At 63.4% G+C, this 26,280-nt stretch carries 23 protein-coding genes; 18 read left to right on the top strand and 5 right to left on the bottom strand.

Annotated elements, in window-relative coordinates:
* Positions 1–18 precede the first annotated feature (18 nt).
* The 6 genes from pqqD (at position 19) to ACVWZ4_RS19815 (ending at position 7,716) form a co-directional block, all read left to right on the top strand.
* On the top strand, positions 19–330 hold the full coding sequence (gene pqqD / locus ACVWZ4_RS19840) for a pyrroloquinoline quinone biosynthesis peptide chaperone PqqD (protein WP_456699164.1): 312 nt from the start codon (positions 19–21) through the stop codon (positions 328–330).
* The gene (gene pqqE / locus ACVWZ4_RS19835; RefSeq protein WP_456741005.1) at positions 327–1,520 is read left to right on the top strand and encodes a pyrroloquinoline quinone biosynthesis protein PqqE; all 1,194 of its coding nucleotides are present in this window, start codon (positions 327–329) and stop codon (positions 1,518–1,520) included. Before pqqD ends, pqqE begins: the two co-directional genes overlap by 4 nt.
* A complete protein-coding gene (gene pip, locus ACVWZ4_RS19830; protein ID WP_456699166.1) occupies positions 1,510–2,496 on the top strand; it encodes a prolyl aminopeptidase in 987 nt (328 codons plus the stop codon). Before pqqE ends, pip begins: the two co-directional genes overlap by 11 nt.
* 376 nt (positions 2,497–2,872) lie before the next feature.
* On the top strand, positions 2,873–4,672 hold the full coding sequence (locus tag ACVWZ4_RS19825) for an FAD-dependent oxidoreductase (RefSeq protein WP_456699167.1): 1,800 nt from the start codon (positions 2,873–2,875) through the stop codon (positions 4,670–4,672).
* The gene (locus ACVWZ4_RS19820; RefSeq protein ID WP_456741004.1) at positions 4,642–6,489 is read left to right on the top strand and encodes a 2-oxoacid:acceptor oxidoreductase subunit alpha; all 1,848 of its coding nucleotides are present in this window, start codon (positions 4,642–4,644) and stop codon (positions 6,487–6,489) included. The genes ACVWZ4_RS19825 and ACVWZ4_RS19820 overlap by 31 nt, the downstream gene beginning before the upstream one ends.
* 171 nt (positions 6,490–6,660) lie before the next feature.
* Positions 6,661–7,716 (top strand): 2-oxoacid:ferredoxin oxidoreductase subunit beta, encoded by a 1,056-nt coding sequence (locus ACVWZ4_RS19815; protein WP_456699169.1) that lies wholly within the window; start codon positions 6,661–6,663, stop codon positions 7,714–7,716.
* A 1-nt stretch (position 7,717) separates the two neighbouring features.
* Here ACVWZ4_RS19815 and ACVWZ4_RS19810 read toward each other — a convergent pair whose 3' ends face one another.
* On the bottom strand, positions 7,718–8,164 hold the full coding sequence (locus ACVWZ4_RS19810; protein ID WP_456699170.1) for a DUF4399 domain-containing protein: 447 nt from the start codon (positions 8,162–8,164) through the stop codon (positions 7,718–7,720).
* 17 nt (positions 8,165–8,181) lie between these two features.
* Positions 8,182–9,711: an SUMF1/EgtB/PvdO family nonheme iron enzyme gene (locus ACVWZ4_RS19805; RefSeq protein WP_456699171.1), complete on the bottom strand. Its 1,530-nt coding sequence runs from the start codon at positions 9,709–9,711 to the stop codon at positions 8,182–8,184.
* Between the two features lie 371 nt (positions 9,712–10,082).
* Here ACVWZ4_RS19805 and ACVWZ4_RS19800 point away from each other — a divergent pair, with 371 nt between their 5' ends.
* The 6 genes from ACVWZ4_RS19800 (at position 10,083) to ACVWZ4_RS19775 (ending at position 12,815) form a co-directional block, all read left to right on the top strand.
* The gene (locus tag ACVWZ4_RS19800) at positions 10,083–10,703 is read left to right on the top strand and encodes a hypothetical protein (protein ID WP_456738218.1); all 621 of its coding nucleotides are present in this window, start codon (positions 10,083–10,085) and stop codon (positions 10,701–10,703) included.
* 29 nt (positions 10,704–10,732) lie between these two features.
* Positions 10,733–11,182 carry a DsrE family protein gene (locus tag ACVWZ4_RS19795; protein WP_456741003.1) on the top strand — a complete coding sequence of 150 codons (450 nt, stop codon included), beginning with the start codon at positions 10,733–10,735 and terminating at the stop codon, positions 11,180–11,182.
* A gap of 207 nt (positions 11,183–11,389) precedes the next feature.
* Positions 11,390–11,713: an ArsR/SmtB family transcription factor gene (locus ACVWZ4_RS19790; RefSeq protein WP_456736079.1), complete on the top strand. Its 324-nt coding sequence runs from the start codon at positions 11,390–11,392 to the stop codon at positions 11,711–11,713.
* On the top strand, positions 11,710–12,141 hold the full coding sequence (locus ACVWZ4_RS19785; protein ID WP_456736080.1) for an SRPBCC family protein: 432 nt from the start codon (positions 11,710–11,712) through the stop codon (positions 12,139–12,141). Before ACVWZ4_RS19790 ends, ACVWZ4_RS19785 begins: the two co-directional genes overlap by 4 nt.
* 45 nt (positions 12,142–12,186) lie before the next feature.
* Positions 12,187–12,396, top strand: coding sequence for a hypothetical protein (locus ACVWZ4_RS19780; protein WP_456699175.1), 210 nt, complete (start codon positions 12,187–12,189; stop codon positions 12,394–12,396).
* On the top strand, positions 12,396–12,815 hold the full coding sequence (locus ACVWZ4_RS19775; RefSeq protein ID WP_456705061.1) for a DUF1801 domain-containing protein: 420 nt from the start codon (positions 12,396–12,398) through the stop codon (positions 12,813–12,815). The genes ACVWZ4_RS19780 and ACVWZ4_RS19775 overlap by 1 nt, the downstream gene beginning before the upstream one ends.
* 206 nt (positions 12,816–13,021) lie before the next feature.
* Here the strand turns inward: ACVWZ4_RS19775 and ACVWZ4_RS19770 are convergent, their stop codons facing one another.
* The 3 genes from ACVWZ4_RS19770 to ACVWZ4_RS19760 are packed head-to-tail and all read right to left on the bottom strand — an operon-like array spanning position 13,022 to position 17,797.
* Positions 13,022–14,560 carry a SpoVR family protein gene (locus ACVWZ4_RS19770; RefSeq protein ID WP_456699176.1) on the bottom strand — a complete coding sequence of 513 codons (1,539 nt, stop codon included), beginning with the start codon at positions 14,558–14,560 and terminating at the stop codon, positions 13,022–13,024.
* Positions 14,557–15,834, bottom strand: a complete 1,278-nt coding sequence (locus ACVWZ4_RS19765; RefSeq protein WP_456705062.1) for a YeaH/YhbH family protein — start codon at positions 15,832–15,834, stop codon at positions 14,557–14,559. Before ACVWZ4_RS19765 ends, ACVWZ4_RS19770 begins: the two co-directional genes overlap by 4 nt.
* A gap of 19 nt (positions 15,835–15,853) precedes the next feature.
* Entirely contained in the window at positions 15,854–17,797 is a 1,944-nt protein-coding gene (locus tag ACVWZ4_RS19760; RefSeq protein ID WP_092237520.1) for a PrkA family serine protein kinase, read from the bottom strand.
* A gap of 908 nt (positions 17,798–18,705) precedes the next feature.
* On the opposite strand from ACVWZ4_RS19760, the gene ACVWZ4_RS19755 reads away from it, so the two are divergent.
* Genes ACVWZ4_RS19755 through ACVWZ4_RS19730 form a run of 6 tightly spaced genes read left to right on the top strand, consistent with a single transcriptional unit; the run spans position 18,706 to position 26,210 of the window.
* Positions 18,706–21,555, top strand: coding sequence for a bifunctional transaldolase/phosoglucose isomerase (locus tag ACVWZ4_RS19755; RefSeq protein ID WP_456741002.1), 2,850 nt, complete (start codon positions 18,706–18,708; stop codon positions 21,553–21,555).
* Positions 21,556–21,567: 12 nt separating this feature from the next.
* Positions 21,568–22,566, top strand: coding sequence for a phosphogluconate dehydrogenase (NAD(+)-dependent, decarboxylating) (gnd, locus tag ACVWZ4_RS19750; protein ID WP_456736082.1), 999 nt, complete (start codon positions 21,568–21,570; stop codon positions 22,564–22,566).
* A 30-nt stretch (positions 22,567–22,596) separates the two neighbouring features.
* Positions 22,597–24,108 (top strand): glucose-6-phosphate dehydrogenase, encoded by a 1,512-nt coding sequence (zwf, locus tag ACVWZ4_RS19745; protein WP_456741001.1) that lies wholly within the window; start codon positions 22,597–22,599, stop codon positions 24,106–24,108.
* Positions 24,108–24,857: a 6-phosphogluconolactonase gene (gene pgl, locus ACVWZ4_RS19740; protein WP_456741000.1), complete on the top strand. Its 750-nt coding sequence runs from the start codon at positions 24,108–24,110 to the stop codon at positions 24,855–24,857. Before zwf ends, pgl begins: the two co-directional genes overlap by 1 nt.
* A complete protein-coding gene (locus ACVWZ4_RS19735) occupies positions 24,844–25,401 on the top strand; it encodes a gluconokinase (protein WP_456699182.1) in 558 nt (185 codons plus the stop codon). The genes pgl and ACVWZ4_RS19735 overlap by 14 nt, the downstream gene beginning before the upstream one ends.
* Positions 25,398–26,210: an HAD family hydrolase gene (locus ACVWZ4_RS19730; protein ID WP_456740999.1), complete on the top strand. Its 813-nt coding sequence runs from the start codon at positions 25,398–25,400 to the stop codon at positions 26,208–26,210. The genes ACVWZ4_RS19735 and ACVWZ4_RS19730 overlap by 4 nt, the downstream gene beginning before the upstream one ends.
* Positions 26,211–26,280: the final 70 nt, after the last annotated feature.

The raw sequence follows: 26,280 nt of genomic DNA, 5'->3' as shown, positions 1-26,280 counted from the left end.
GAGCTGAGGAATAAGAGCATGGCCCGGCCGCGGAACATCAGCGTCAGCGAGGCAAGCCGCCCCGTGCTGCCGCGGCACGCCAAGCTCAAATATGACGAGACGCGACAAGTCTGGGTGATCCTGGCGCCGGAACGCGTGCTGGCGCCTGATGAAATCGCGGTCGAGGTCTTGCAGCTCTGCGACGGCAGGCGCAGTGTCGGGGAGGTATCCGATCAGCTGGCGGCGAAATACGCCGCCCCCCGAGAGGCGATCCTGGCCGACGTCATCGTCATGCTCCAGGATCTCGCGGACAAGGGCTTCCTCACCGAAGTCAGGGAGAAGACGCCATGAGCGATGTGCTCCCGACCATCCCGCTTGATACCGGCGACAGTCTCGCGGTGCTGGAGAAGAGCCGCTCGACGGCCGAGACCTTCGGCATTCCGCTCGCGGTGCTGCTGGAGATCACGCACCGCTGCCCGCTGCAATGCCCCTATTGCTCCAACCCGCTCGAGCTCGACCGCTCGGGCAACGAGCTGACCACCGAGGAATGGAAGAAGGTGCTGAGCGAGCTCGCCGAGATCGGCGTGCTCCAGGTGCATTTCTCCGGCGGCGAGCCGACGGCGCGCAAGGACCTCGTCGAGCTGGTCAAGCATGCCAGCGATGTCGGCCTGTACACCAACCTCATTACCTCGGCCGTGCTGCTGACGCGCGAGCGGCTCAGCGATCTCGCCGACGCCGGGCTCTGCCATGTGCAGATCTCTTTCCAGGGCATCGAAGAGGGCCTCGCCGACCGCGTTGCCGGCTACAAGGGCGGCCACCGCAAGAAGCTCGAAGTCGCGAAATGGACGCGCGAGCTGGATCTGCCGCTGACGGTGAATGCGGTGATGCACCGGCAGAATTTGCATCAGCTGCCTGAGATCATCGAGATGTCGGTCGATCTCGACGCCGACCGGCTCGAGGTCGCCAATGTGCAATATTACGGCTGGGCGTTGAAGAACCGCGCCGCGCTGATGCCGACGGTCGCGCAGCTCGAGCAATGCACCCGCACCGTCGAGGAGGCCCGCGAGCGGCTCAAAGGCACGCTGGCGATCGACTACGTCGTCCCTGATTACTACGCGCTGCGGCCGAAGAAGTGCATGGGCGGCTGGGGCCGGCAGTTCTTCAACATCTCGCCGGCCGGCAAGGTGCTGCCCTGCCACGCCGCCGAGAGCATCACCGGGCTCGACTTCGAATCGGTGCGCTCCAACCATTCGATCGCCTGGATCTGGCGGAACTCCGAGGCCTTCAACCGCTATCGCGGCAGCGGCTGGATGAAGGAGCCGTGCAGGAGCTGCGAGTTCCGCGAGATCGATTTCGGCGGCTGCCGCTGCCAGGCCTTTGCGCTGACAGGCGATGCCGCCAACACCGACCCGGCCTGCGCGCTGTCGCCCTTGCACGAGACCATCTTCAAGCAGGCCGAGCGGGAGGCCGAGGGCGAGACCAACCGCTTCCTCTATCGCAACTTCGCCGGCGGCACTCTGGAAGACGAGAATGGTGCCTGACGCGGACGCGGCTGCATCCGCGAGACGTGCCGATCCCTTTGCGCCGCTGACATCGGACATGCTCGATGTCGGCGACGGCCACGAGCTCTATGTCGAGAGCGTCGGCCGCGCTGACGGCATCGCCGCGATCTACCTGCATGGCGGCCCCGGCAGCGGCTGCCAGCCCGATCACCGCCGGCTGTTCGATCCCGAACGCATGCACGCCGTGCTGTTCGATCAGCGCGGCTGCGGCCGCAGCCGGCCGAAGGGATCGCGCGAGCACAACACCACGGCGCATCTGATCGCCGACATGGAGAAGATTCGCGAGAAATTCGGTCTTGACCGCTGGATGGTGGTCGGCGGCTCCTGGGGCGCGACGCTGGCGCTGGCTTATGCGCAGGCCCATCCCGCGCGCGTCTGTGGCATTGCGCTGCGCGCAACGTTCCTCGGCACGCAGGCGGAGGTCGAGATCGCCTTCACCTCGCGCCTGGCGCAGTTCTATCCGGCGCTGCACGAGGATTTCCTGAGCGTGCTGACGCCGGAGGAGCGCGCGCATCCGGTGGAAGCCTATTATCGCCGCATCCTCGATGCCGATCCCGCCGTGCATGGGCCGGCCTCGCGCGCCTGGCACGACACCGAGCGCGCCCTGTCGGAACACAAGGCGACCAAGACCCGCATCGACCTCGCCTCGCTCAACGTCTGGCGTACGCTGCCCGCGACGCCGTTCATGGAGGCGCATTATTTCGCCCACAGCTCCTTCATGAGCGAAGACCAGCTGCTGCGGAATGCAGACAAGCTCGCCGGCATTCCCGGCATCATCGTGCAGGGCCGCTACGATTTGTTGTGTCCCCCTGAGACATCCGCGCGGCTTGCGCAGGTTTGGCCGGGTTCCGAGGTCAGGATCGTAGAAGGCGCCGGGCATTCGCTCTATGATGCCGGCGTGCGGGACGCGGTCATGAAGTCGATCGCCGATCTCGCGTCGAAGGCCGCGCGCTGACGCGCCCTTCCCGCTGCCCGTCTCCCTCGGCACCTATGCGCACATGTGGGGCCTCGCGAAGAGCGATATGGTGCGCGGCTGAAGTCGGACGATCGCTACGCTGCCCGCCAGATCTTTTCGCGGATGCACCTCGCAGCGACGGAGATAGAGCACCGCGTGATGCTGCACCGCCGCATGACTGCGCGCGGCCGTTAATGCTGTCTGCGCGGAGCTCCCATGAAAGCAGGTGATCGCGAAAATTTGCCGTTGTACTCCGGAGCGGTTCTAATAAGCTAACCCAATGACGTCATTCAGAAACCAGATTGCGACGCGTTAAGCGTTCGACAAGCTCGAGAAAAGGCCGCCGGGTCTTTGAGCCTGTGCGGACATGGTAGGAATGAAACCGACCGATATCGCGGCCCCCGACTACTTTCACAAAGTGGTCGATTGCCAGTGGGCCTGTCCTGCGCACACCCCCGTTCCCGAATACATCCGACTGATCGCACAAGGCCGCTATAGCGACGCCTATATGATCAATTGGAAGTCGAACGTGTTTCCCGGAATCCTGGGACGCACGTGCGATCGTCCATGCGAACCGGCGTGCCGGCGCGGACGCGTCGAGGAAACGCCGGTGGCGATCTGCCGCCTCAAGCGCGTCGCTGCCGACTTCAAGGACGACATCAAGCAGCGCCTGCCGCACCCTGTTGCGAAGAACGGCAAGCGTGTCGCGTTCGTCGGCGGCGGTCCGGCCTCGCTGACGGTGGCCCGCGACCTCGCGCCGCTCGGCTATCACTGCACCGTGTTCGACAGTGATCCTGAAGCCGGCGGCATGATGCGGACGCAGATCCCGAAATTCCGCCTGCCCAATTCCGTGATCGACGAGGAGACCGGCTATATCCTGGGTCTCGGCGTCGAGTTCAAAGGCGGTCACCGCATCGAGAGCATGAAGGCGCTGCTCGCGGAAAAATATGACGCGATCTTCGTCGGCTCCGGCGCGCCGCGCGGCCGCGAGCTCGACATTCCCGGGCGGAAGGAGGCCGCCGCCAACATCCATATCGGCATCGACTGGCTCTCCTCCGTGTCGTTCGGTCACACCGACAAGATCGGCAAACGCGTGATCGTGCTCGGCGGCGGCAACACCGCGATGGATTGCTGCCGCACCGCGCGCCGCCTCGGCGGCGAGGACGTCAAGGTGATCGTGCGCTCCGGCTTCGAGGAGATGAAGGCCTCGCCCTGGGAGAAGGAGGACGCCATCCACGAGGACATCCCGATCCTCAACTACATGGTGCCGGTGGAATTCAAGCATGTCGCAGGCAAGCTGATCGGCGTCACCTTCCAACACGTCAAGGCCGAATACGACGCAAAAGGTCGCCGCAATCTGGTGCCTTCGGGCGATCCCGATCAGACCATCCCCTGCGACGACGTGCTGGTCGCGGTGGGCCAGGAGAACGCCTTTCCCTGGATCGAGCCGGATTGCGGCATCGAGTTCGACAAATGGCATATGCCGCAGGTCGATCCGAAAACCTTCGTCTCGACCAACCCAAAGGTGTTCTTCGGCGGCGATGCCGCGTTCGGGCCGAAGAACATCATCTGGGCGGTGGCGCAGGGCCACGACGCCGCGCTGTCGATCCACAAGCTGCTCTCGGGCGAGGACATCACCGAGCGGCCGCTGCCGGAGGTGAACGTCTCATCGCAGAAGATGGGCATCCACGAATGGAGCTACGACAACGACATCTCCATCGATAAGCGCTTCAAGGTGCCGCATCGCGACAAGGTCGTCGCGCTGAAGGACATCCGCACCGAGGTCGAGCTCGGCTACGACGTCAAGCTCGCGCTCGGCGAGGCGCATCGCTGCCTGAACTGCGACGTCCAGACGGTGTTCTCGACCTCGCTCTGCATCGAGTGCGATGCCTGCGCCGACATCTGCCCGATGGACTGCATCACGTTCACCGCCAACGGCGAGGAAGACGATCTGCGCCATCGCCTGAAGGCGCCCTCGCCGCATCAGGACCAGGACCTCTACGTGTCCTCCGCTCTCAAGACCGGCCGCGTGATGGTCAAGGACGAGGACGTCTGCCTGCATTGCGGGTTGTGCGCCGAGCGGTGTCCAACCGGGGCCTGGGACATGCAGAAATACTTCATCGAGATGACTCACGCAGGTTCGACATGTCCGACAAAAAGCCGATCAGCAGCGTAAACGACTTCGTCGTCCGTTTCGCCAACGTCAACGGCTCGGGCTCGGCCAGCGCCAACGAGATGTTCGCCCGCGCGATCCTGCGCCATGGCGTACCGGTGTCGCCGCGGAACATCTTCCCCTCCAACATCCAGGGCCTGCCGACCTGGTACGAGGTGCGCGTCACGGAAGCCGGCCATCTCGGCGCCCGCGGCGGCGTCGACATGATGGTGGCGATGAACCCGCAGACCTGGGACAAGGACGTCGCCGGCATCGAGCCCGGCGGCTATCTGTTCTACGATTCCACCAAGCCGATGCCGTCGACCAAATTCCGCGACGACATCACCGTGATCGGCGTGCCGCTGACCGCGATCACCAACTCGACCTATACCGATCCGCGCCAGCGCCAGCTGTTCAAGAACATCATCTATCTCGGCGCGCTGTCCGCGCTGCTCGAGATGGATCCGAAGCTGATCGAGCAGCTGATCGGCGAGCAGTACAAGGGCAAGGAGAAGCTCTTGTCCTCCAACGTCCATGCGCTGCATCTCGGGCGCGACTGGGCGCTGCAAAACCTGAAATGCCCGCTGGGCTTACGCATCAAGAAGTCCGACAAGGTCGGCGACCGCATCTTCATCGAGGGCAACAGCGCCGCCGCGCTCGGCGCCGTCTATGGCGGCGCGACCGTCTGCGCCTGGTATCCGATCACGCCATCGTCCTCCGTGGCGGAGGCCTTCACCGCGCATTGCAAGAAGTACCGGCACGATCCTGAAACCGGCAAGGCCAAATACGCGATCGTGCAGGGCGAGGACGAGTTGGCTTCGATCGGCATCGTCATCGGCGCCTCCTGGAACGGCGCCCGCGCCTTCACCGCGACCTCAGGGCCCGGCATCTCGCTGATGACCGAGTTCATCGGCCTCTCCTACTTCGCCGAGATTCCGGCCGTGATCATGAACATCCAGCGCGCCGGCCCGTCCACGGGCATGCCGACCCGCACCCAGCAATGCGACATCATCGCCTGCGCCTATGCTTCGCATGGCGACACCAAGCATGTGCTGCTGTTCCCGGAAGACCCGGCCGAGGCGTTCGAGTTCGCGGCGGCCGCCTTCGATCTCGCCGAGCGGCTGCAGACCACGATCTTCCTGATGCTCGATCTCGACATCGGCATGAACCACCGGCTCTGCCGCCCGCTGAAATGGGACGATGCCAAGCAATATGACCGCGGCAAGGTGATGACGGCGGAGATGCTGGAGGAAGGCCGCGATTTCGGCCGCTATCTCGACGTCGACGGCGACGGCATCCCCTACCGCACCTATCCCGGCACGCACCCGACCAAAGGCTCGTATTTTACCCGTGGCACCTCTCGCGACCGCTATGCGCGCTATTCCGAGGAAGGCACCGTTTATGCCGACAACATGCAACGCCTCGTGCGCAAGTTCGAGACCGCGCAAGACCTCGTGCCGCGACCGCTGCAGGCCAATGCGGAACGGCCGACCAAATATGGCGTGATCTATTTCGGCTCGACCTCGCCGGCCATGGACGAGGCGATCGGCTTGTTGGAAGCGCGCGGGCACCAGCTCGATCGCCTGCGCATCCGCGCCTTTCCGTTCCACTCGAGCGTGGCGAGCTTCCTTGCCGAGCACGACTTCGTCTACGTGGTCGAGCAGAACCGCGACAGCCAGCTTCGGCAGCTCATCGTCAACGAGAACGGCATCGACCCCGTCCGCCTCGTGCCGATCGTGCACTATGACGGCACCCCCATCACCGCACGTTTCATCGCAAAAGCCATTGGCGACCACCAGGATCACCTCAAGGTGACCCCGCTCCGCAAGGCCGTGTCATGATGGCCGGCTGCATCTACATCGTCTTTGCGAGCGCAGCGAAGCAATCCAGAGCCTTGCCGCGGAGGGATTCTGGATTGCTTCGCTGCGCTCGCAATGACGGGTTGCCGCAGCAACAGCCCGGGCGGGGCTGAAAGACGTGGGATTGCGGCGAGGAAGCAGAAAGAAATTGTCATGACCTACATCGCAAAGCCGAAATTTCATCATCCCGGGCTGAAGAAGAACGAGCTCGGCTACACGCACCGCGACTACGAGGGCAAGATCTCGACGCTGTGCGCCGGCTGCGGCCATGATTCGATCACGGCGTCGATCATCGAGGCCTGCTACGAGCTCTCGATCGAGCCGCACCGGGTGGCAAAGATCTCCGGCATCGGCTGCTCGTCCAAGACGCCAGACTATTTCCTCGGCAATTCGCATGGCTTCAACTCCGTGCACGGCCGCATGCCGTCAGTGCTGACCGGCGCCAATCTCGCCAACCGCGACCTGATCTATCTCGGCGTCTCCGGCGACGGCGATTCCGCCTCGATCGGCTTCGGCCAGTTCGCGCATTCGATCCGGCGCGGCGTCAACATGACCTATATCGTCGAGAACAACGGCGTCTACGGCCTGACCAAGGGTCAGTTCTCGGCCACCGCCGACCGCGGCTCAAAGTCGAAGAAGGGCGTGACCAACACCGACAACGCCATCGACCTCGTCGCGATCGCACTGCAACTCGGCGCCACCTTCGTGGCGCGCTCGTTCTCCGGCGACAAGACCCAGCTGGTGCCGCTGATCGCAGCCGCAATCCGCCACAAGGGCGCGTCCTTCATCGACGTCATCAGCCCCTGCATCGCCTTCAACAATCACGCCGGCTCGACCAAGAGCTTCGATTACGTCCGTGAGCACAACGACGCCGTGAACCGGCTCGACGTGCTGGTCGGCCGCGACCCCATTGCGGTCGACTACGCGCCTGGTACGGTGCAGGTGGTCGAACAACATGACGGCAGCAAGATCGCGCTGCGCAAGATCGATGCCGACTACGATCCCCATGACCGGTTGGGGGCCCAGACCTTCCTCGCCAAGCACGCCGCCAAGGGACAGATCGTCACCGGCCTGCTCTATGTGGATCCCGATGCGGAAGATCTGCACGCCCATCTCAACACGGTCGAGACGCCGCTCAACAGGCTCGAAGCGGACACGCTGTGCCCGGGCTCGGCGGTGCTGGACAAGATCAACGCCAGCCTGCGCTGAATCACTGGCTGCGCTGCGACGGTGGCCTGACACGCACGGTGATCTTGTCTGAGACGACGGGCGGATCGAACGGATAGTGCTTGGCATCGCCCAGCAGCAGCTGAAGGGTGTGGGTGCCGGGCGGGAGCTCCAGAAACGTTTCGGTCTGTCCCGCGCCGAAATGCAGATGCGACTTGTCCTGGAGAATCGGCTCCTTCGGGTCAATCGGGTCGGTGACGTCGACAAGCAAATGATGATGACCGGCGTTCTGGTAATCATCACCGGCATGCGTCACCCCCATGTTGCGTAAGCCGAACCGGACCCAGAATCCGCCGCGGACCTTCTGCCCGTCATACGGGGTGATGAAGTAGAGCTTTGCGTCCTTTGGAGCTGTCTTGCCTTGCGCAAGTGCTGTGCCCGGAAGCAACGCAAGCGCCATCGACAACGTGATGCAACGAAGGATTTGCATCAAACCCACTCCCCTGACTAAGGACCAAGAGCGACTCGGAATCCATGCGTCGGATAGCGAACATTGGTGTCGTAGCCATCGCGGTTGGATGGCCTCACATATCTCGAATCGTTCTTCCACGAGCCCGAGCGCAAGACATGCGATGTACAGTCCCCGCCGTTCCACGCCGAGCCGTCACCAGGCGCGCCCTGGTAGGTTCTGTGCCAGCAGTCCTCGACCCACTGGTCGACGCCGCCGCCCATGTCATGGAGCCCGAATGGATTCGGCTTGAAGCTGCCGACCTTCGCCGGCTGCTCGGCCGCGAGATCACCGCAATCCTTGCATCCGGCCATGCCCGACTGGAGCTTGTCACCCCACCAGTATTTGGTCTGCGTTCCGCCGCGGGCGGCAAATTCCCATTCGGCTTCGCTCGGAAGCCGATAGGGCTTTTTGGCTGCTTGCGCGAGATAGGCCACGTACTGCTGCGCGTCGGTCCAGCTCACATTGGTGACGGGCGCATCGTCCTTTCCGGTCGCAACAAATCCGCATGCCTTCGCAGCAGCGCATTCGTTCCATTCGGCGGTCGTCACCGGGTACTTGCCGATTGAAAATGGCTTGATCGTCACCTGGTGGACAGGCCGCTCGGTCGGGTCGTCATTGCTTCCCATCGCGAAGCTGCCGCCGCGAATGGCGATCATCTCGGGTTCGCGGGCGGGCGTCGCCGATGGGCTCGGCGACGGCGCGGATGACGGAGTTGAGGCGGCCACTGACGGAGACGGTTGAGGTGTCGGCGCCGCCGCTTCGCGTGGCGGCGGTTGCGGACTTGGAGATGCGACCGGAGGGACGGCCGGCGCGGCGGCGCGCTCGCCTGTCTTGCCCGGCTGCTGCGCCAGCAGATATCCCAGCACGCCGGCAGCAATCACCAGCAGCGTGACCGCGAGGAGAAAGATCAGCGTGTTCTCGCGCCGGCCCCGTGTCCTCCCGACCGCATCGGCGTCCGGCAGGACGCGATAGACGCGAACGGGATCCGTGATGTTCTTGACCTTGCGGTCTCCGAGCGACTCGTAGCCGCACACGACCTTGTGCTTGATCTGCTCGTAGATCGCGCCCGAAATGTAGACCTGACCGGGATCGGCGATTCCCTCGATGCGCGTGGCAATGTTGACGCCGTCGCCATACACGTCGTCCGGTTCTACGATCACGTCACCCAGGTTGATGCCGATCCGGTATTCGATCCGCGATTCCCTCGGCAGCGAAGCGTTGCGGCCGATGAGATTCTGCTGAATGACGATACTGCACCTGACAGCCTCGACAGGACTGTCGAAAATCGCGATGAAGCCATCGCCGGTCGTCTTCACCAGCGCGCCATGATGCTCGATGATGCTGGGCCCAATGAGGTCTCGCTCGATCCGCTTGACACGGACATGCGTGCCTTCCTCGTCGGCTTGCATCAAGCGGCTGTAGGAAGCAATGTCACCGACAATGATCGCAGCGAGGCGACGGGGCATTGAGCCCTGCGGAGGCGGCTCGCCGTGATTTCCGGATCTGAAGTTGCGAATTTCGCCCATGACGGGGCTCCACAAACTTGCAAAGACGGATCAGCTTAAAACTCCGAAATGCGATTGCCTGTGAAGAGTATCACATCGATGAACCGCGACAACGTCGTAGCGGACCGCGCGCGGTTCCCAGATACAAGCGCCGCTGAACCTTCCTGGTCCGACGGCGACTAAGGCTGACGCGAGCGCACCCATTAACCTGCGTCTATTCTCCGCGACACGTTGCGCGACAACCTGTTCGACCTCGGAAAGCTCCACACTACTTCAGCGAGGCTGCCGGAGCGAGGGCAGATGAACGCTCGGCGAGCGGCTTGCGACTAAACCGCAACGGCCCGCTTCCTTCCCGATACGGGCCGTCAATGGCCAACGTCCCCGGTGCGATCATGAAGCTTGCCCTCATCCTCCCGCTTGCCCTCGCCGCCTTCATCGGCGCCGCCCGGGCCGAGGAGGTCGACGATATCCACGAGGCCACCACGGCCGAAGCCGATACCTTCAACGCGCGCATCTATGCAGGCCCACCCGGCAAGACGGCCTATGCCTGCTTCGTTCGCCGTTACGATGCCGCACATCTGGCGCAGCATCCGAAGCAGAAGGTTGCCTCGATGAAGCTGCTGGTCTCGGCCGAGACCGACGCAGTGGACAATCAGCTGCGCAACTCGTTCCGGATCGGCTTCCACTATCGCCACCGCAGCGGCGCTTTCGACTCCAGCGGCTCCTGCCACCACGCGGTGTTTACCAAGCACGGCAGCGAGGTGCGCCTCGACTGCGGCGTCGATTGCGAGGGCGGCGGCGTCGGCATTGCACTGTCAAAGGACGACAAGTCAGCCATCGTGCGGCTCGAAAGCATCAGGATCTGGCTGCACAACAACCCGACTGAAGATAAAGACCGATCCCTGGTCGCAGGCCAGGACGACGGGATTTTCCGGCTCGATCGGACCGACAACAGCGAGTGCGCCGCGTTGGTGACCGACCGCAAGGAACTCGCTGCGCTGCGCCACAAGTGATATGCCTCCGGCAAAATCAGGAGATCATCATGAACCGCCGGAACATGTTGTGGAGCACCGTCTCGGCGCTTGGCGCAACCTTTGCGGCCTCGCGCGCCAAAGCGGCGGCTGAACCCACCAAGCCCGACAAGCTGAAGGTCGTCTATCACCTCGCTGACGCCGACAAGGTCAATCTCGTGCTCGGCAACATCCAGAACCACATCGACGGCGTCGGCGGTCCCGACCACGTCAAGCTCGCGCTTGTCATCCACGGGCCGGCGTTGAAGGCGTTCCACTGGGCGCACGCCAACCCCGACGTCAGCCGGCGGATCAGCAATTTCGCGAAGGACGGCGTCGAGCTCGCCGCCTGCGGCAACACCATGAAGGCGCAGAACATCAAGCTGACCGATCTGCTGCCGGGGTTCGTGAGTGCGGAGAAGGGCGGCGTGGTTCATCTCGCTGAGCTTCAGTCGCAGGGGTATCTGTATTTGCGGCCGTAACGGCTGCCGCGAATTCGCGCTCTCTCCCGGCTTGCGGGGGAGGGGGTGTCTCCGCGACGGGACAATCCCCCGGAGCAAAAAGCCCTCCCGCAAGCGGGCGAGGGAAGGCGGAGCCCGCAGAGTCGCCTACTCACTTCGATCGCACTTGACACACCCATAACTCCACGGTTATGGGTTGATCCATAACTTCTGAGTTATGGATTCCCGATGTCTGCCGCCCCCGACCTCCTGTTCCGGACGCTCGCCGACCCCACAAGGCGGGCGATCTTCGAGCGGCTTTGCCGCGAGGGCGAGCAGACGGTCGGGGCACTGACGGCGACATCAGGCGTTTCCCAGCCGGCGGTCTCAAAACATCTGGGCGCGCTGAAGCAGGCGGGCCTGGTGCGTGACCGCCACGAAGGACGCCAAACCCATTACAGCGCGCAGCCCGGTGCGCTCGATCCACTGATCGACTGGACCAGCCAGATGGCGGGCTTCTGGCAGAACCGGCTCGATGCGCTCGACGATCTCCTCAAGAGGATGGACCAATGACTGAAGCTGCGACCGAAACACGTTCCGTGGTGATCGAGCGGGAATTTGCCTTTCCCCCGGAGCGGCTGTGGCGCGCGCTGACGCAGCCGCATCTGATCGAGGAATGGCTGATGAAGAACGACTTCAAGCCATCGGTCGGTCATCGCTTCAATCTGCGCGGCGAATGGGGCGGTGTGCTGGACTGCGAGGTGCTCGCCATCGAACCGCAACGCTCGCTCGCCTACACCTGGAATTTCACGCATGAGGACGCGGCCTACGACCTCAAGAGCGTCGTGACGTTCACACTCACCCCACGGGGATCAGGCACGCATCTGCGCGTCGAGCAGGCAGGCTTCCGTCCCAGCCAGAAGCAGGCCTATGGCGGAGCGCATGCCGGCTGGAAGCAGTTTTTCACCAAGCTGGACGAGCTGCTGGCGCGGACCGAATAGTCCGGCTGATTCCGTCCATCCCACACATTGCCGAAGGAGATTGAGATGAGTTCGAACACGTGGATCCGGCAGATCCATCGCTGGCTGTCGATTGCCTTCACGATTGCCGTGATCGCCAACATCGTTGCGCTGACCATGCAGATTCAGGCGACATGGATCGGACTGCTGGCTTTCGTGCCGCTGATCCCGCTGCTCGCGACCGGGCTCTATATGTTCGCGCAGCCCTATCTCGGCCGCTCCAGCGAGGCGCGATGATGAAGAAGGCCGTGACCGCAAACAAGAAAGAAACGGACGGGCCGTCGCCGTCAAAGCTGATCGACGGTCGGATCAAGGAGCTCGGCGACTGGCGCGGCGAGACGTTGAAGCGAATCCGCGCGCTGATCAAGGAGGCCGATCCTGATGTCGTCGAGGAATGGAAATGGCGCGGCGTTCCCGTGTGGGAGCACGACGGCATCATCTGCACCGGCGAGACCTACAAGACCGTGGTGAAGCTGACCTTTGCCAGGGGCGCGGCGCTGGACGATCCGGCCGGCCTGTTCAACTCCAGCCTCGACGGGAATGTGCGGCGCGCGATCGATATCGGCGAGGGTGCGAAGATCAACGAGAAAGCCTTGAAGGCGCTCATCCGCGCGGCCGTGGAGCTGAATGGGTCGAAGAAGAAGCGACCGGCGTAGGCACGCCATGCAGCCACGGCGCCTTCCTTCTCCCCTTGCGGGAGAAGGTGGCGCGAAGCGCCGGATGTGAGTATCCACGAACACCAAAGTGTGCCGGGAATACCCCTCACCCGAGCGAGCTTGTGTCTCCCGCCGTCGCTGCCCTCTCCCGCAAGGGGCGAGGGCACATCAACGCACATCCCGCCATGTCGCTTCGCGCGCCCGCCTCAGGCCACCGCCGCCGCGATCGGACGCGGGCTGACGACATACTCCCGCAGCACCTTGTCGCTGGAATCGACCTCGATCAGCGAGACGTCGTAGGTCCAGAGATCGGCGAGATGCTGAAGCACCCGCTTGGCATCGGTCTCGTTGAGCTGCGAACCCTTGATGACGCGGTGATGCAGGATCAGCCGGCGGTCGCCGGAGAGATCGACGTCGACCACCTCGATATTGGCATCGATGAAGCCGACGTCGTGCTGCCGCGCCAGCTCGCGGCGAACCCGGCGGAAGCCGCGCTCGTCGTGGATGGCATCGACGCGGATGCCGGCGCGCTCCTCGGGATCGTCGTGCAGGTGGAACATGCGGAAGTGCCGCATCAGCTTCGGACTCAGGAATTGGCCGATGAAGCTCTCGTCACGATAATTGGCCCAGACGTCGCGCAGCACGCCCATCACGTCGTTCCTGCCGGCGATATCGGGGAACCACTCGCGGTCCTCATCTTGCGGATTGGTGACGATGCGCTCGATGTCCTGCATCATTGCGAAGCCGAGCGCATAGGGATTGAAGCCGGAGAAGCGCGGATCGTCGAATTCGGGCTGGAACACCACGTTGGTGTGCGATCCCAGGAATTCGAGGAAGTTGCCGTCGGTGATGCGGCCCTGCTGATGCAGCTGGCTCATGATGCGATAGTGGACGTAGGTCGCCGTCCCCTCATTCATCACCTTGGTCTGGCTCTGCGGATAGAAATATTGCGCGATGTGGCGGACGATGCGCAGGAGCTCGCGCTGCCAGGGCGCCAGCCTTGGCGCGCTCTTCTCCAGGAAATAGAGCAGGTTTTCCTGCGGCAGGCCGAGCAGCTTGCGGCGTCGTTCGAGCGAGATCGCGGTCCGGGCCTTCGAGGCGCCCTTGGGTACCGTGCGCCAGAGGTCGTTGAAGACTTCCTGCTCGTGCTGCCGGCGACGCCCTGCCCGCTTTTCTTCCTCGCGCAGATCCAACTGCTTCTTGCCGGGATAGCGGTCGATGCCGTGCGACATCAGCGCGTGCGCGGCATCCAGCGTGCGCTCGACCTCGGTGCGGCCGTAGCGCTCCTCGCACTGCATGACGTAGTTCTTGGCGAAATCCAGATAGTCCAGAATGCCCTCGGCATCGGTCCACTGCTTGAACAGATAATTGTTCTTGAAGAAGTGGTTGTGACCGAAGGCCGCGTGCGCGATCACCAGCGTCTGCATCGTCGCCGTGTTCTCCTCCATGAGGTAGGAGATGCAGGGCGAGGAGTTGATCACGATCTCATAGGCAAGGCCCATCAGGCCCTTGCGGTAGGAGGCCTCGTGATACGCGAAGTGCTTGCCGAACGACCAGTGCTTGTAGAACAGCGGCATGCCGACCGAGGAATAGGCATCCAGCATCTGCTCGGCGGTGATGACCTCGATCTGGTTCGGGTAGACGTCGAGACCGAGACCCTTCAGCGCCACCTCCTCGCACGCATCGGTAATGCGCTGCAAGGTGTGGAAATCCCAATCGGCGCCTTCGAACAAGCGTTCCGTCATGGAGCGGCTTTCTCCTGGGCAGTTTCGCGGCGCTGGAACAGGTCGTGGAACACCGGAAAGATCTCGCTGCGCTCAGAGACCTTGCGCATCGAAAGCGGTGCGCCGGAGTTGCGGAGGCGCTCGTAGAGGGTCCAGAGCGAGGAATCGGAGAGATCGAAGGCGCTGCCGCCGGATTCCCCGACCTCGAGATAGGCGAAGAACTGGCAGGCCGGCAGGATCTTTTCGGTCAGCAAGAGACCGGTGAGCTCGCCGTCGGAATAGGAATTGTCGCCGTCGGAGGCTTGCGCGGCATAGATGTTCCAGTCCGAGGGATTGAAGCGCTCGCGCACGATCTCGTGCATCGCCTGCAGCGCGCTGGAGACCAGTGTGCCGCCGGAGGCCGGACCGTAGAAGAAGGTCTGCTCGTCGACCTCTTCGGCGCGATCGGTATGGCGGACGAAGACGATCTCGACATGCTTGTAGCGCCGCTTGAGGAACACGTAGAGCAGCATGTAGAAGCGCTTTGCCAGATCCTTCATGTGCTCGGACATCGAGCCCGACACGTCCATCAGGCAGAACATCACGGCCTGCGCGACCGGCCGCGGCATCTTCTCGTAGCGGCGGTAGCGGATGTCGAGCGGGTCGATGAAGGGAATGCGCTTGGTCTTGGCCTTCAGCTTTTCGAGCCGGGCGACAAGCTCGGCGCGCTCGTCCTCGTCGGTGCAGGCCTCAATCGCGGCTTCCAGCTCCTCGACCTCGTCCTTGCGCGGACGCTTGAGCGCGATGCGGCGGGCAAGCGCAAGCTTCACCGTTCGGCTCACCGAGATGTTGGCGGGCGAACCCGACGTGGTGTAGCCGGCGCGCTGGATGCCTTCGCTCTCGGTCTGCGCGATCTTGCGCTTGGCCAAATCGGGCAGCTCGAGATCATCGAGGAAGAGATCGACGAATTCATCGCGGCTCAGCACGAAGCGGAAGGCATCTTCGCTGTCGCCCTCACCCGGTCCGGAATCCTTGGCGCTGCCCTGGCCCTGGCGCTGGAGATAGTCGCCCTCGATGAACTTCTTGTTGCCGGGCAGCACCATGTCCCGCGTTCCGCCTTCACGGCGGAAACGCGGCTCGTGCATCCCGTCGAGCGGGATCGTGACCTCACCACCCTCCAGGACGTCCTTGATTTCGCGTTCCTGCGAGGTCTTCTTGACGGCGCCCTGCACCAGGGATTTGGCCCGACGCAAGAACCGCTGGCGGTTCTCAAGGCTCTTGCCGCCTGGATTCAGGCGCCTGTCGATGATGTGAATGGCCACTTTCTCATCCGCCTCAACCGGCTTGCTTCACGCGCATGTACCATTCGACCAGTCGGCGAACCTGACGCTCGGTGTAGCCACGCTCCACCATGCGTGCGACGAATTCGCCGTGCTTCTTCTCCGTCTCGCCGTCCTTCTTCGAACCGAACGAGATGACCGGAAGCAGGTCCTCGACCTGAGAGAATATCCGCTTTTCGATCACATCGCGAATCTTCTCGTAGGAGGTCCAGGTCGGATTCTTGCCGCCGTTCTGGGCCCGGGAGCGTAACGAGAATTTGACGACCTCGTTCCGGAAGTCCTTGGGGTTGGCGATGCCCGCCGGCTTCTCGATTTTCGTCAGCTCCTGGTTCAAAAGCTCGCGATCGAGCAGCTGGCCCGTATCAGGGTCCTTGAAGTCCTGATCCTCGATCCAGGCGTCGGCGTAATCGACGTAACGGTCGAACAGGTTCTGGCCGTAATCCGAGTAGGATTCCAGATAGGCCTTCTGGATCTCGTTGCCGATGAATTCGGCGTAGCGCGGCGCGAGCTCGGCCTTGATGAATTCGAGGTAGCGCTTTTCGACTTCCTCGGGCAGCTGCTCCCTGCGGATCGACTGCTCCAGCGCGTACATCAGATGCACGGCGTCGGCGGCGACTTCCTGCGGATCGTGATTGAATGTCGCAGCCAGGATCTTGAAGGCAAAGCGGGTGGAGACGCCGTCCATGCCCTCATCGACGCCAGCGGCATCGCGATATTCCTGGACGCTGCGCGCCTTGGGATCGGATTCCTTCAGGCTCTCGCCGTCATAGACCCGCATCTTGCCGAACAGCGTCGAGTTCTCGTGCTTGCGCAGGCGCGACATCACCGAGAATCGCGCCAGCGTCTCCAAGGTCGAGGGCGCGCAGGGGGCGGACGCGAGCTCGGAGCCCTGGATCAGTTTCTCGTAGATCTTCTGCTCTTCGGTGACGCGCAGGCAGTACGGCACCTTGATGACGCAGATGCGGTCGATGAAGGCTTCGTTGTTCTTGTTGGACTTGAAGCTCGCCCATTCCGCCTCGTTGGAGTGCGCGAGGATGACGCCGGTGAACGGGATCGCGCCGATATTCTCGGTGCCGATATAGTTACCTTCCTGCGTTGCGGTCAGCAACGGGTGCAGCATCTTGATCGGCGCCTTGAACATCTCGACGAACTCCAGCACGCCCTGATTGGCGCGGTTGAGGCCGCCCGAATAGCTGTAGGCGTCGGGATCGTTCTGAGCGTAGGTCTCGAGCTTGCGGATATCGACCTTGCCGACGAGCGAGGAGATGTCCTGGTTGTTCTCGTCACCGGGCTCGGTCTTGGAGATTGCGATCTGGCGCAACCGCGACGGCTGGATTTTTGCGACTCTAAACTGAGAAATGTCGCCGCCGAAAGCTTCGAGCCGCTTGTAGCACCACGGACTCATCAGACCGGTGAGACGCCGGCGCGGAATGCCATACTTCTCTTCCAGCATCGGACCGAGATGATCGGGATCGAACAGGCTGAGGGGGCTCTCGAACACCGGCGAGAGTTCATCGCCGGCCTTGAGCACGTAGATCGGATGCACTTCCATCAGCGACTTCAGCCGCTCGGCGAGAGAGGATTTGCCGCCGCCGACAGGCCCGAGCAGATACAGAATCTGCTTGCGCTCCTCTAGTCCTTGCGCCGCATGGCGGAAGAAGCCGACGATGCGCTCGATGGTTTCTTCCATGCCGTAGAAGCCGGCAAAGGCCGGATAGGTACGGATGGTGCGGTTCAAAAAAATACGGCCAAGGCGTGGGTCCTTGGCCGTGTCAATCGTCTGAGGCTCGCCGATCGCCGCTAGTAACCGTTCGGCCGCATTCGCGTATTTCATGGGATCGCTTCGACACGATTCCAGATATTCCGCCATCGACATGTCGTGCTGGCTTCTCGCCTCGAACGACCGAGCGAAAGCGTTGAATAGAGAATCGTTGTACATGATCCCTCTCCGCGTGAGTTCCGCTACAAGCTGAAACGAAAGCAGTTGCTGGACCGTTCCTCAGGCCGCGTTTCGAATCAGCGTGAGCACATGACGATCATTGGACACCCGGCTGCCAACACGACGCAATGCACAAGGTAGGCACTCGCTGAATTACGAACAGGCACTTGCCTGTAATTTGTGCGAATCTTCGTCTATCTTGGCTCATTTCCAGAAATTGTCACTGGCTCGCCACATCCGGGCAAATACCGGGGATCGCTCCATCCGGCACTGCAACATAGAACGATCTGCGCGCGGCGAACTTATGACGCTTGTAGGGCGATGCCTTGGGTGTCGCGTTCATCTTCCTGGTGCAAGACAGTCCGTCACCGGGCGAACAGCGCGACCCCGGCATAGCCGACCGTCGCATCGTGAGAGCTGAGTCACCCCGCCATTCCAAGGCCAAGCTCGCGCTCAGCAGCGTCGCGACGAGGCTCACAGCGACCCCGGCCGCAGACGCGTGACGCATGGACCGATTTCGAGATCATGGGATGCACCCACACAGCCGGCCGGCGCAATCGATGCCCGGCTATCGGCGACGGCAATACCATCAGGACAAGCATGTATGCTTTCCCCCAGCATGGCCATTCGCGACCGAGCCAATGACTGTCGGCGCTATCCGCCGATGACACTCAGCGGCACGACAGATCAATCTCACGCAGCAATCCAGCCAGACCATCCGGCCAAATCTTTTATTACGCAAAACGGCGACCGCCGCCTGGATCGCCATGATCGTGACGGAGTTACACCTGGAGTATGACGCCTGTACCCTTGATTGGTTCCCTCCCGGGAGCATGTGAGCTAAAGGATAGCGCGTCAGGACCGTCGCGGAAACCCCCTCCGCCCGCAGGCTTGGAGATAAGAGCATCATGAATCCCGTCAAAGAACTGGAAAAGCACGGACAAGCCGTCTGGCTGGACTTCCTCGCCCGCGGCTTCATCGGCAAGGGCGACCTGAAGCGGCTGATCGACTCCGACGGCGTCAAGGGCATCACCTCCAATCCCGCGATTTTCGAGAAGGCGATCGGCAGCTCGGACGAGTACGACGCCTCGATCGGCAAAGCGCTGAAGCGGGGAGACCGGACCGTGGCCGACCTGTTCGAGGCGGTCGCGGTCGAGGACATCCAGAACGCCGCCGACGTGCTGCGCCCGGTCTATGACAGGCTCAAGGGCCATGACGGCTATGTCAGCCTCGAGGTCTCGCCCTATCTCGCAATGGACACATCCGGCACGGTGGCCGAGGCGCGGCGGCTCTGGAAGGACGTCGACCGCAAGAACCTGATGGTGAAAGTGCCGGCGACGCCTGAGGGGCTGCCGGCGATCGAAACGCTGATCGGCGAGGGCATCAGCATCAACATCACGCTGTTGTTCTCCAGAGCGGTCTACCTGAAGGTGGCCGAGGCCTATCTCGCGGGTCTCGAAAAATACGTTGCCGGCGGCGGCGACCCCTCCCATGTCGCGAGCGTGGCGAGCTTCTTCGTCAGCCGGATCGACTCCGTCGTCGACAAGCAGCTCGACGAGAAGATTGCCCGCGCCAACGACCCATCTGAAAAGGAGCGGCTCGCCGCCCTGAAGGGCAAGGTCGCGATCGCCAACGCCAAGCTCGCCTATCAGGACTACAAGCGGCTGTTCTCCGGTCCGCGCTGGGAGAAGCTCGCCGCCAGGGGCGCCAGGCCGCAGCGCATGCTGTGGGCCTCCACCGGCACCAAGAACAAGGATTACAGCGATGTCCTTTATGTCGAGGAGCTGATCGGCCCCGACACCATCAACACCGTGCCGCCGGCGACGCTCGATGCTTTCCGCGACCACGGCAAAGCGCGCGACAGCCTGGAAGAGAACGTCGATGACGCCCGCCGCGTGCTGGAAGAGCTGGAGCGCTCCGGCATCTCGCTCGACGCGATCACCGAGGAGCTCGTCAGGGACGGCGTCAAGCAGTTCGCGGATGCCGCCGACAAGCTCTACGGCGCAGTCGCCCACAAGCGCGCAACCGTGCTCGGGCCGGCAATCGACCGCCAGCAGCTCTCGCTGGGTGACAGCCTCGCCAAGGCGGTGGCCAAGAGCACCGAAGAGTGGCGCGCCTCGGCCAAGATCCGCAGGCTGTGGCAGCGCGACAAGTCGGTCTGGACCGGGACGGACGAGGACAAATGGCTCGGCTGGCTCGACAGCGCGGCGAAGGCCGACGTCGCCGATTATGAGGACTATGCCAACCGCGTGAAGGGCCAGAAATTCTCCGACGCCGTCGTGCTGGGCATGGGCGGATCGAGCTTGGGTCCGGAGGTGCTGGCCGAGACCTTTGCGCGGAAGCCGGGCTTCCCGAAGCTGCACGTGCTTGACTCCACGGACCCGGCCGAGGTGCGGGCGATGGAGGCCAAGATCGACATCGCCAATACCGTCTTCATCGTCTCGAGCAAATCCGGCGGCACCACCGAGCCGAACGCGATGAAGGATTATTTCCACGAGCGGGTCGCGCAGGCGCTCGGCCCCAAGGCCAAGACCGGCTTCCGCTTCATCGCGGTGACCGATCCCGGCTCCTCGCTGGAAAAGGCCGCCAAGAAGCTGAATTACGCCCGCATCTTCCACGGCGAGCCGTCGATCGGCGGCCGCTATTCGGTGCTGTCGCCGTTCGGCCTTGTGCCGGCGGCCACGGCCGGCATCGACGTCAAGACCTTCCTCAAGCATGCCCTCTCGATGGCGCGCTCCTGCGGACCGGACGTGCCGCCAGCCGAGAATCCGGGCGTGCAGCTCGGCCTCGCCATGGGACTTGCCGGCCTCGAAGGCCGCGACAAGGTGACGATCCTGTCGTCGAAGAAGATCGCCGATTTCGGTGCCTGGGCCGAGCAGCTCATCGCGGAATCGACCGGCAAGGAAGGCAAGGGCCTGATCCCGATCGCCGGCGAGCCGCTCGGCGAGTCCTCTCTCTACGGCAACGACCGCTTCTTCATCGATATCCGTACCGAAGGAGAGACCGACGCTGCCCACGACTCGGCCCTGGCCGGAATCGAGGCCGCCGGCCATCCGGTCGTGCGCATCGTCATGAAGTCGATCGAGCATCTCGGCCAGGAATTTTTCCGCTTCGAGATGGCAACTGCCGTTGCGGGCGCGATCCTCGGCATCAACCCGTTCGACCAGCCGGACGTGGAAGCCGCCAAGATCAAGACCCGCGAACTGACGTCAGCCTATGAGAAGACCGGCGCGCTGCCGGCCGAAGAGCCTGTCGTCAGCACCAAGGAAGCCGATCTCTACACCGACGCCGCCAACGCCAAGGCGCTGCGCGCAGCCGGCGCCGATGGCGACCTCACCTCCTGGCTGAAGGCGCATCTGTCGCGTTCCAACCGCGGCGATTATGTCGCCCTGCTCGGCTACATCGAACGCGACAAGGCCAATGTCGACGCGCTTCAGGCCATGCGTCTCGAGGTGCGCGAGAAACGGCATGTCGCAACTTGCGCCGAATTCGGGCCGCGCTTCCTGCACTCCACCGGACAAGCCTACAAGGGCGGCCCCGACAGCGGCCTGTTCCTCCAGATCACCGCAGATGACGCCAAGGACCTGGCGGTGCCGGGCCAGAAGGCGAGCTTCGGCGTGATCAAGGCAGCGCAGGCGCGCGGCGACTTCGATGTGCTCACCGAGCGGGGCCGGCGCGCACTTCGGGTGCACCTGAAGGGTCCGCTCGAGAAAGGTCTCGCGGCGCTCAATGCGGCGCTCAACGACGCACTGAACTAAGGGAATATCTCAATGCAACTCGGCATGATCGGCCTCGGCCGGATGGGCGGCAACATCGTTCGCCGGCTGATGCGCCAGGGACATTCGACGGTGGTCTATGACAAGGACAGCAAGGCCGTCGCCGGCCTCGCTGCGGAGGGCGCGGCCGGTTCGGCAACGCTGGAAGAGTTCGTCTCGAAACTCGAGCGGCCGCGCACGGTCTGGGTGATGCTGCCTGCAGGCCGCATCACCGAGGAGACCATCGACACCATCGCAGGCGTGATGCAGGAGGGCGACGTCATCATCGACGGCGGCAACACCTTCTGGCAGGATGACGTCCGCCGCGGCAAGGCGCTGAAGGCGCGCGGCATCCACTATGTCGACGTCGGTACGTCGGGCGGCGTCTGGGGGCTCGAGCGCGGCTACTGCATGATGATCGGCGGCGAGAAGCAGGTGGTCGACCGGCTCGATCCGATCTTCGCAGCGCTTGCGCCCGGCGCCGGCGACATTCCGCGCACCAAGGGACGCGACGGCCGCGACGCCCGCATCGAGCAGGGCTACATCCATGCCGGCCCGGTCGGCGCGGGCCATTTCGTCAAGATGATCCACAACGGCATCGAATACGGCCTGATGCAGGCCTATGCCGAAGGCTTCGACATCCTCAAGAACGCCAATATCGACGCGTTGCCGGCCGATCATCGCTATGATTTCGACCTCGCCGACATCGCCGAAGTGTGGCGGCGAGGCTCAGTGATCCCGTCCTGGCTGCTCGACCTCACCTCGACCGCGCTCGCCGACAGCCCGCAGCTCGCAGAATATTCCGGCTTCGTGGAGGATTCGGGCGAGGGCCGCTGGACCGTGAATGCGGCGATCGACGAGGCCGTGCCGGCCGAAGTCCTGACTGCAGCGCTCTACACTCGTTTCCGTTCGCGTCGGGAACACACTTTCGCCGAAAAAATTCTCTCCGCGATGCGCGCGGGTTTCGGTGGCCACAAGGAGCCGACGCAGCCCGATGCCTCGAAGATCAAATAAGAGACACCATCAAGCGAAGGCCGCTCGTTCGTGACAAAAGACCAGCAAGCCAAGCGCAAGCCGGAAAATTGCGCTTTCGTCATTTTCGGTGCCACCGGCGATCTCACACACCGTCTCGTGATCCCGTCGCTTTACAATCTTGCCGCCGAACATCTGCTGCCGGAGAAATTCTGCGTGGTCGGCGTTGGCCGCAGCGCCATGTCCGACGAGGAATTGCGCGAGAGCCTGTTGAAGGGACTGCGCGAGTTCGCGACCCGTCCGGTGGACGATGTCGTCGCCAGGAGACTGCTGGAGCGCGTGAGCTTCGTCGAGGCCGATGCAAAGGATCCGCCATCGTTCGACCGGCTGCGCGAGCATCTGGATGCGCTGGACTGCGCGCAGGACACCGGCGGTAACAGGCTGTTCTACCTCGCGACCCCCCCGGCTGCGTTCGCACCGACCGCGCGCGAGCTCGGCCGCACGGGCATGATGAAGGAGAACGGCACCTGGCGCCGGCTGGTGATCGAAAAGCCTTTCGGCACCGACCTCGCCTCGGCACGCGCGCTCAACGCCGAACTGCTGAAGATCATGGACGAGCACCAGATCTACCGGATCGATCATTATCTCGGCAAGGAGACCGTGCAGAACATCCTGGTGCTGCGCTTCGCCAACGGCATGTTCGAGCCGATCTGGAATCGCAACCATATCGACCACGTCCAGATCACGGTTGAGGAGAAGCTCGGCGTCGGCCATCGCGGCGGCTTCTACGACGCCACCGGCGCGCTCCGCGACATGGTGCCGAACCATCTGTTCCAGCTGATGTCGCTGGTGGCGATGGAGCCGCCGGCGCGCTTCGACGCGCATTCCGTGCGCTCCGAGAAGGCCGAGGTCCTCAGCGCGGTGCAGCAGCCGAACCAGGAAGAAGCGGTCAGGAGCTCGGTTCGTGCGCAGTATCTCGCAGGCCGCATCGGCGACGACCAGATCCCGGACTACCGGAAGACCTGCGATGTCAAGCCCGGCAGCACCACCGAGACCTTTGTCGCGCTGAAGCTGATGATCGACAATTGGCGCTGGGCCGGCGTGCCGTTCTATTTGCGCACCGGCAAGGCGCTGGCCCACAAGCGCACCGAGGTCGCGATCAAGTTCAAGCAAGCGCCGCTGTCGATGTTCTCAGGCACGGCGGTCGACCGTCTCTCGCAGAACTTCCTCACCATCGGCATCGCGCCGACCGAGACGATCGAGCTTCAGTTCAACGCCAAGATTCCGGGACCGAGCATCACGATCGACGGCGTCGAGATGAAATTCAAGTACGGCGACTATTTTCAGGCCGATCCGTCGACCGGCTACGAAACGCTGATCTATGACTGCATGATCGGCGACAACATCCTGTTCCAGCGCGCCGACGGCATCGAGGCCGGATGGCAGGCGGTGCAGCCGTTCCTCGATGCCTGGAAGAACGCCGGCACCAACGGTATCGAGACCTACGAGGCCGGCAGCGACGGTCCGGCCTGCGCCGACGAGTTGCTGCGACGCGACGGCCGCAGCTGGCGGAAGTTCACGTGATGGCGGCGGCCGGGAAGCCAAACCTGATCGTCGTCGCCGACGCCGAGGCCCTCGCGCAAGCCGCAGCCGAACGCGTGATGGCCCGGATATCAGCCAATCCCGGCCGCATTGCGATCTGCCTCACGGGCGGCTCCAGCCCGAAGAAGCTCTACCAGTTGCTGGGCAGTGATGCCTGGCGCGGCAGGATCCCTTGGGACCGCGTGCACTGGTTCATTGGCGACGAGCGTTTTGTCGCCGAGAGCGATCCCCTCAACAACATGGCGGCGGCTCGCGCCACGTTTCTGGATCGCAACGCGCCGTCTGACCACATCCATCCGATCCCGACCGCGGCCGAGAGCCCCGAGGTTGGCGCCGAGGCCTATGCGCGCGAGTTGAAGGCCTTTTATGGGGCGGACCAGCTCGACCCGGCCCGACCGCTGTTTGACGTCGTCCTCATGGGCGCCGGACCCGACGGGCACACCGCCTCGCTCTTTCCCGGCTATCCCGCGGTCGAGGAGACCGCGCGCTGGGTCGTCGGCGTCCCCAAAGCCAATGTCGCGCCCTTCGTGCCGCGGATCTCGTTGACGCTGCCTGCATTGGCCGCCTGCCGTGAAATGCTGTTCGAGATTGCAGGCCATGACAAGCAGGCGATCTTGACGCGCCTGCTCAATGGCGAGAATCTGCCGGCTGTACGCGCGCGCTCGAATGGTGAGACCGTCTGGCTGGTCGACCAGGCCGCGCTTCCGGAGGGGATTCGTGGCGGGCGTTAAAGCACCTTGTGCGTTGATCGTGATGGGCGTGTCGGGTTCGGGCAAAAGTACAATTGCAGAGGCGCTCAGCGAGCGTCTCGGCTGGCGATTCGAGGATGGCGACAGCTTTCACCCCGTCAGCAACGTCGAGAAGATGAGAGCCGGCCATCCGCTGACCGACGAGGACCGCTGGCCCTGGCTCAACGCCATTGCCGACGAAGTCGCGCGGGTCTGCAACAAGGGCGAGCACGTCATCATCGCCTGCTCGGCGCTCAAGCACAGCTATCGTGACGTGCTGCTGCGCGGCCGCGACGACGTCCGCTTCGTCTTCCTCAAGGGCACGCAGGAGCTGATCGCCGACCGGCTCGCGCACCGCAAGGGTCACTTCATGCCGCCCGGGCTTCTCGCCAGCCAGTTCAACACGCTGGAGCCCCCGGACGCGGACGAGCACGTCATCACGGCGTCGATCGACGAATCCGTCGAAGAGATCGTCGACGGCATCATGCGACAGCTGAAGATCGACGGCGCGACAGGCAAGGCCAAGGAAACCAAGGCTCAACCATGACGAAAATCTCTTTGGTCGTTTCCGACGTCGACGGCACGCTGCTGACCAAGGACAAGACATTGACGGACCGCGCGCGGTCCGCGGTGCAGCGGTTGCACCAGGCCGGGGTCGCCTTCACCATCACCTCCAGCCGGCCTGCGATCGGCATGCGCTTCCTGATCGAGCCACTGGCGCTGTGGCTGCCGGTCGGTCCGTTCAACGGCTCCTCCATCATCGATCCCGAGATGAATCCGGTCGAGCAGCATCTCATCCCGGCAAGCGCGGCCGAGACATCGCTGCAGATCCTGCGCGATTTCGGCGCCGATATCTGGATCTTCACCGCGGACAAATGGCTGATCGACAATCCGAGCGGTAAATATGTCGCCCATGAGCAGCACACGATCCGCGCCGATCCGACCATCGTGACGGACTTTACGCCGTATCTTGCCAGCGCCTGCAAGATCGTCGGTGCCAGTGCCGATGCGGCAGGTCTCGAGCGTTGCGAAAAGGTGATGCAGGAAGCGCTCGGCAGTGAGGCGACCGCCGTCCGTTCGCAGACCTATTATCTCGACATCACCCCGCCCGGCTTCAACAAGGGCACCTTCGTGCAGGCCATGGCCAAGCGCCTGGGCATCTCCCTGGATGCGGTCGCCACCATCGGCGACATGCAGAACGACCTCGCCATGTTCCGCGTCAGCGGCGTCTCGATTGCAATGGGCAATGCCACCGACAACGTCAAGGACCAGGCCACAAACGTCACCGCGACCAACGAGCAGGACGGTTTTGCGGAGGCGATGGAGATGATCTTGAAGCGGAACGGGGCTGGTTGAGGCGAAATTGCATCGAGCGGGTCGATCGAGCCGCGGGCTCTCTTAACCTCTCCCGCTCGCGGGAGAAGGG

Source organism: Bradyrhizobium sp. USDA 4472 (assembly GCF_054058595.1).
The sequence above is the reverse complement of the archived record's forward strand: the minus strand, read 5'-3'. Positions and strand labels throughout refer to the sequence as shown.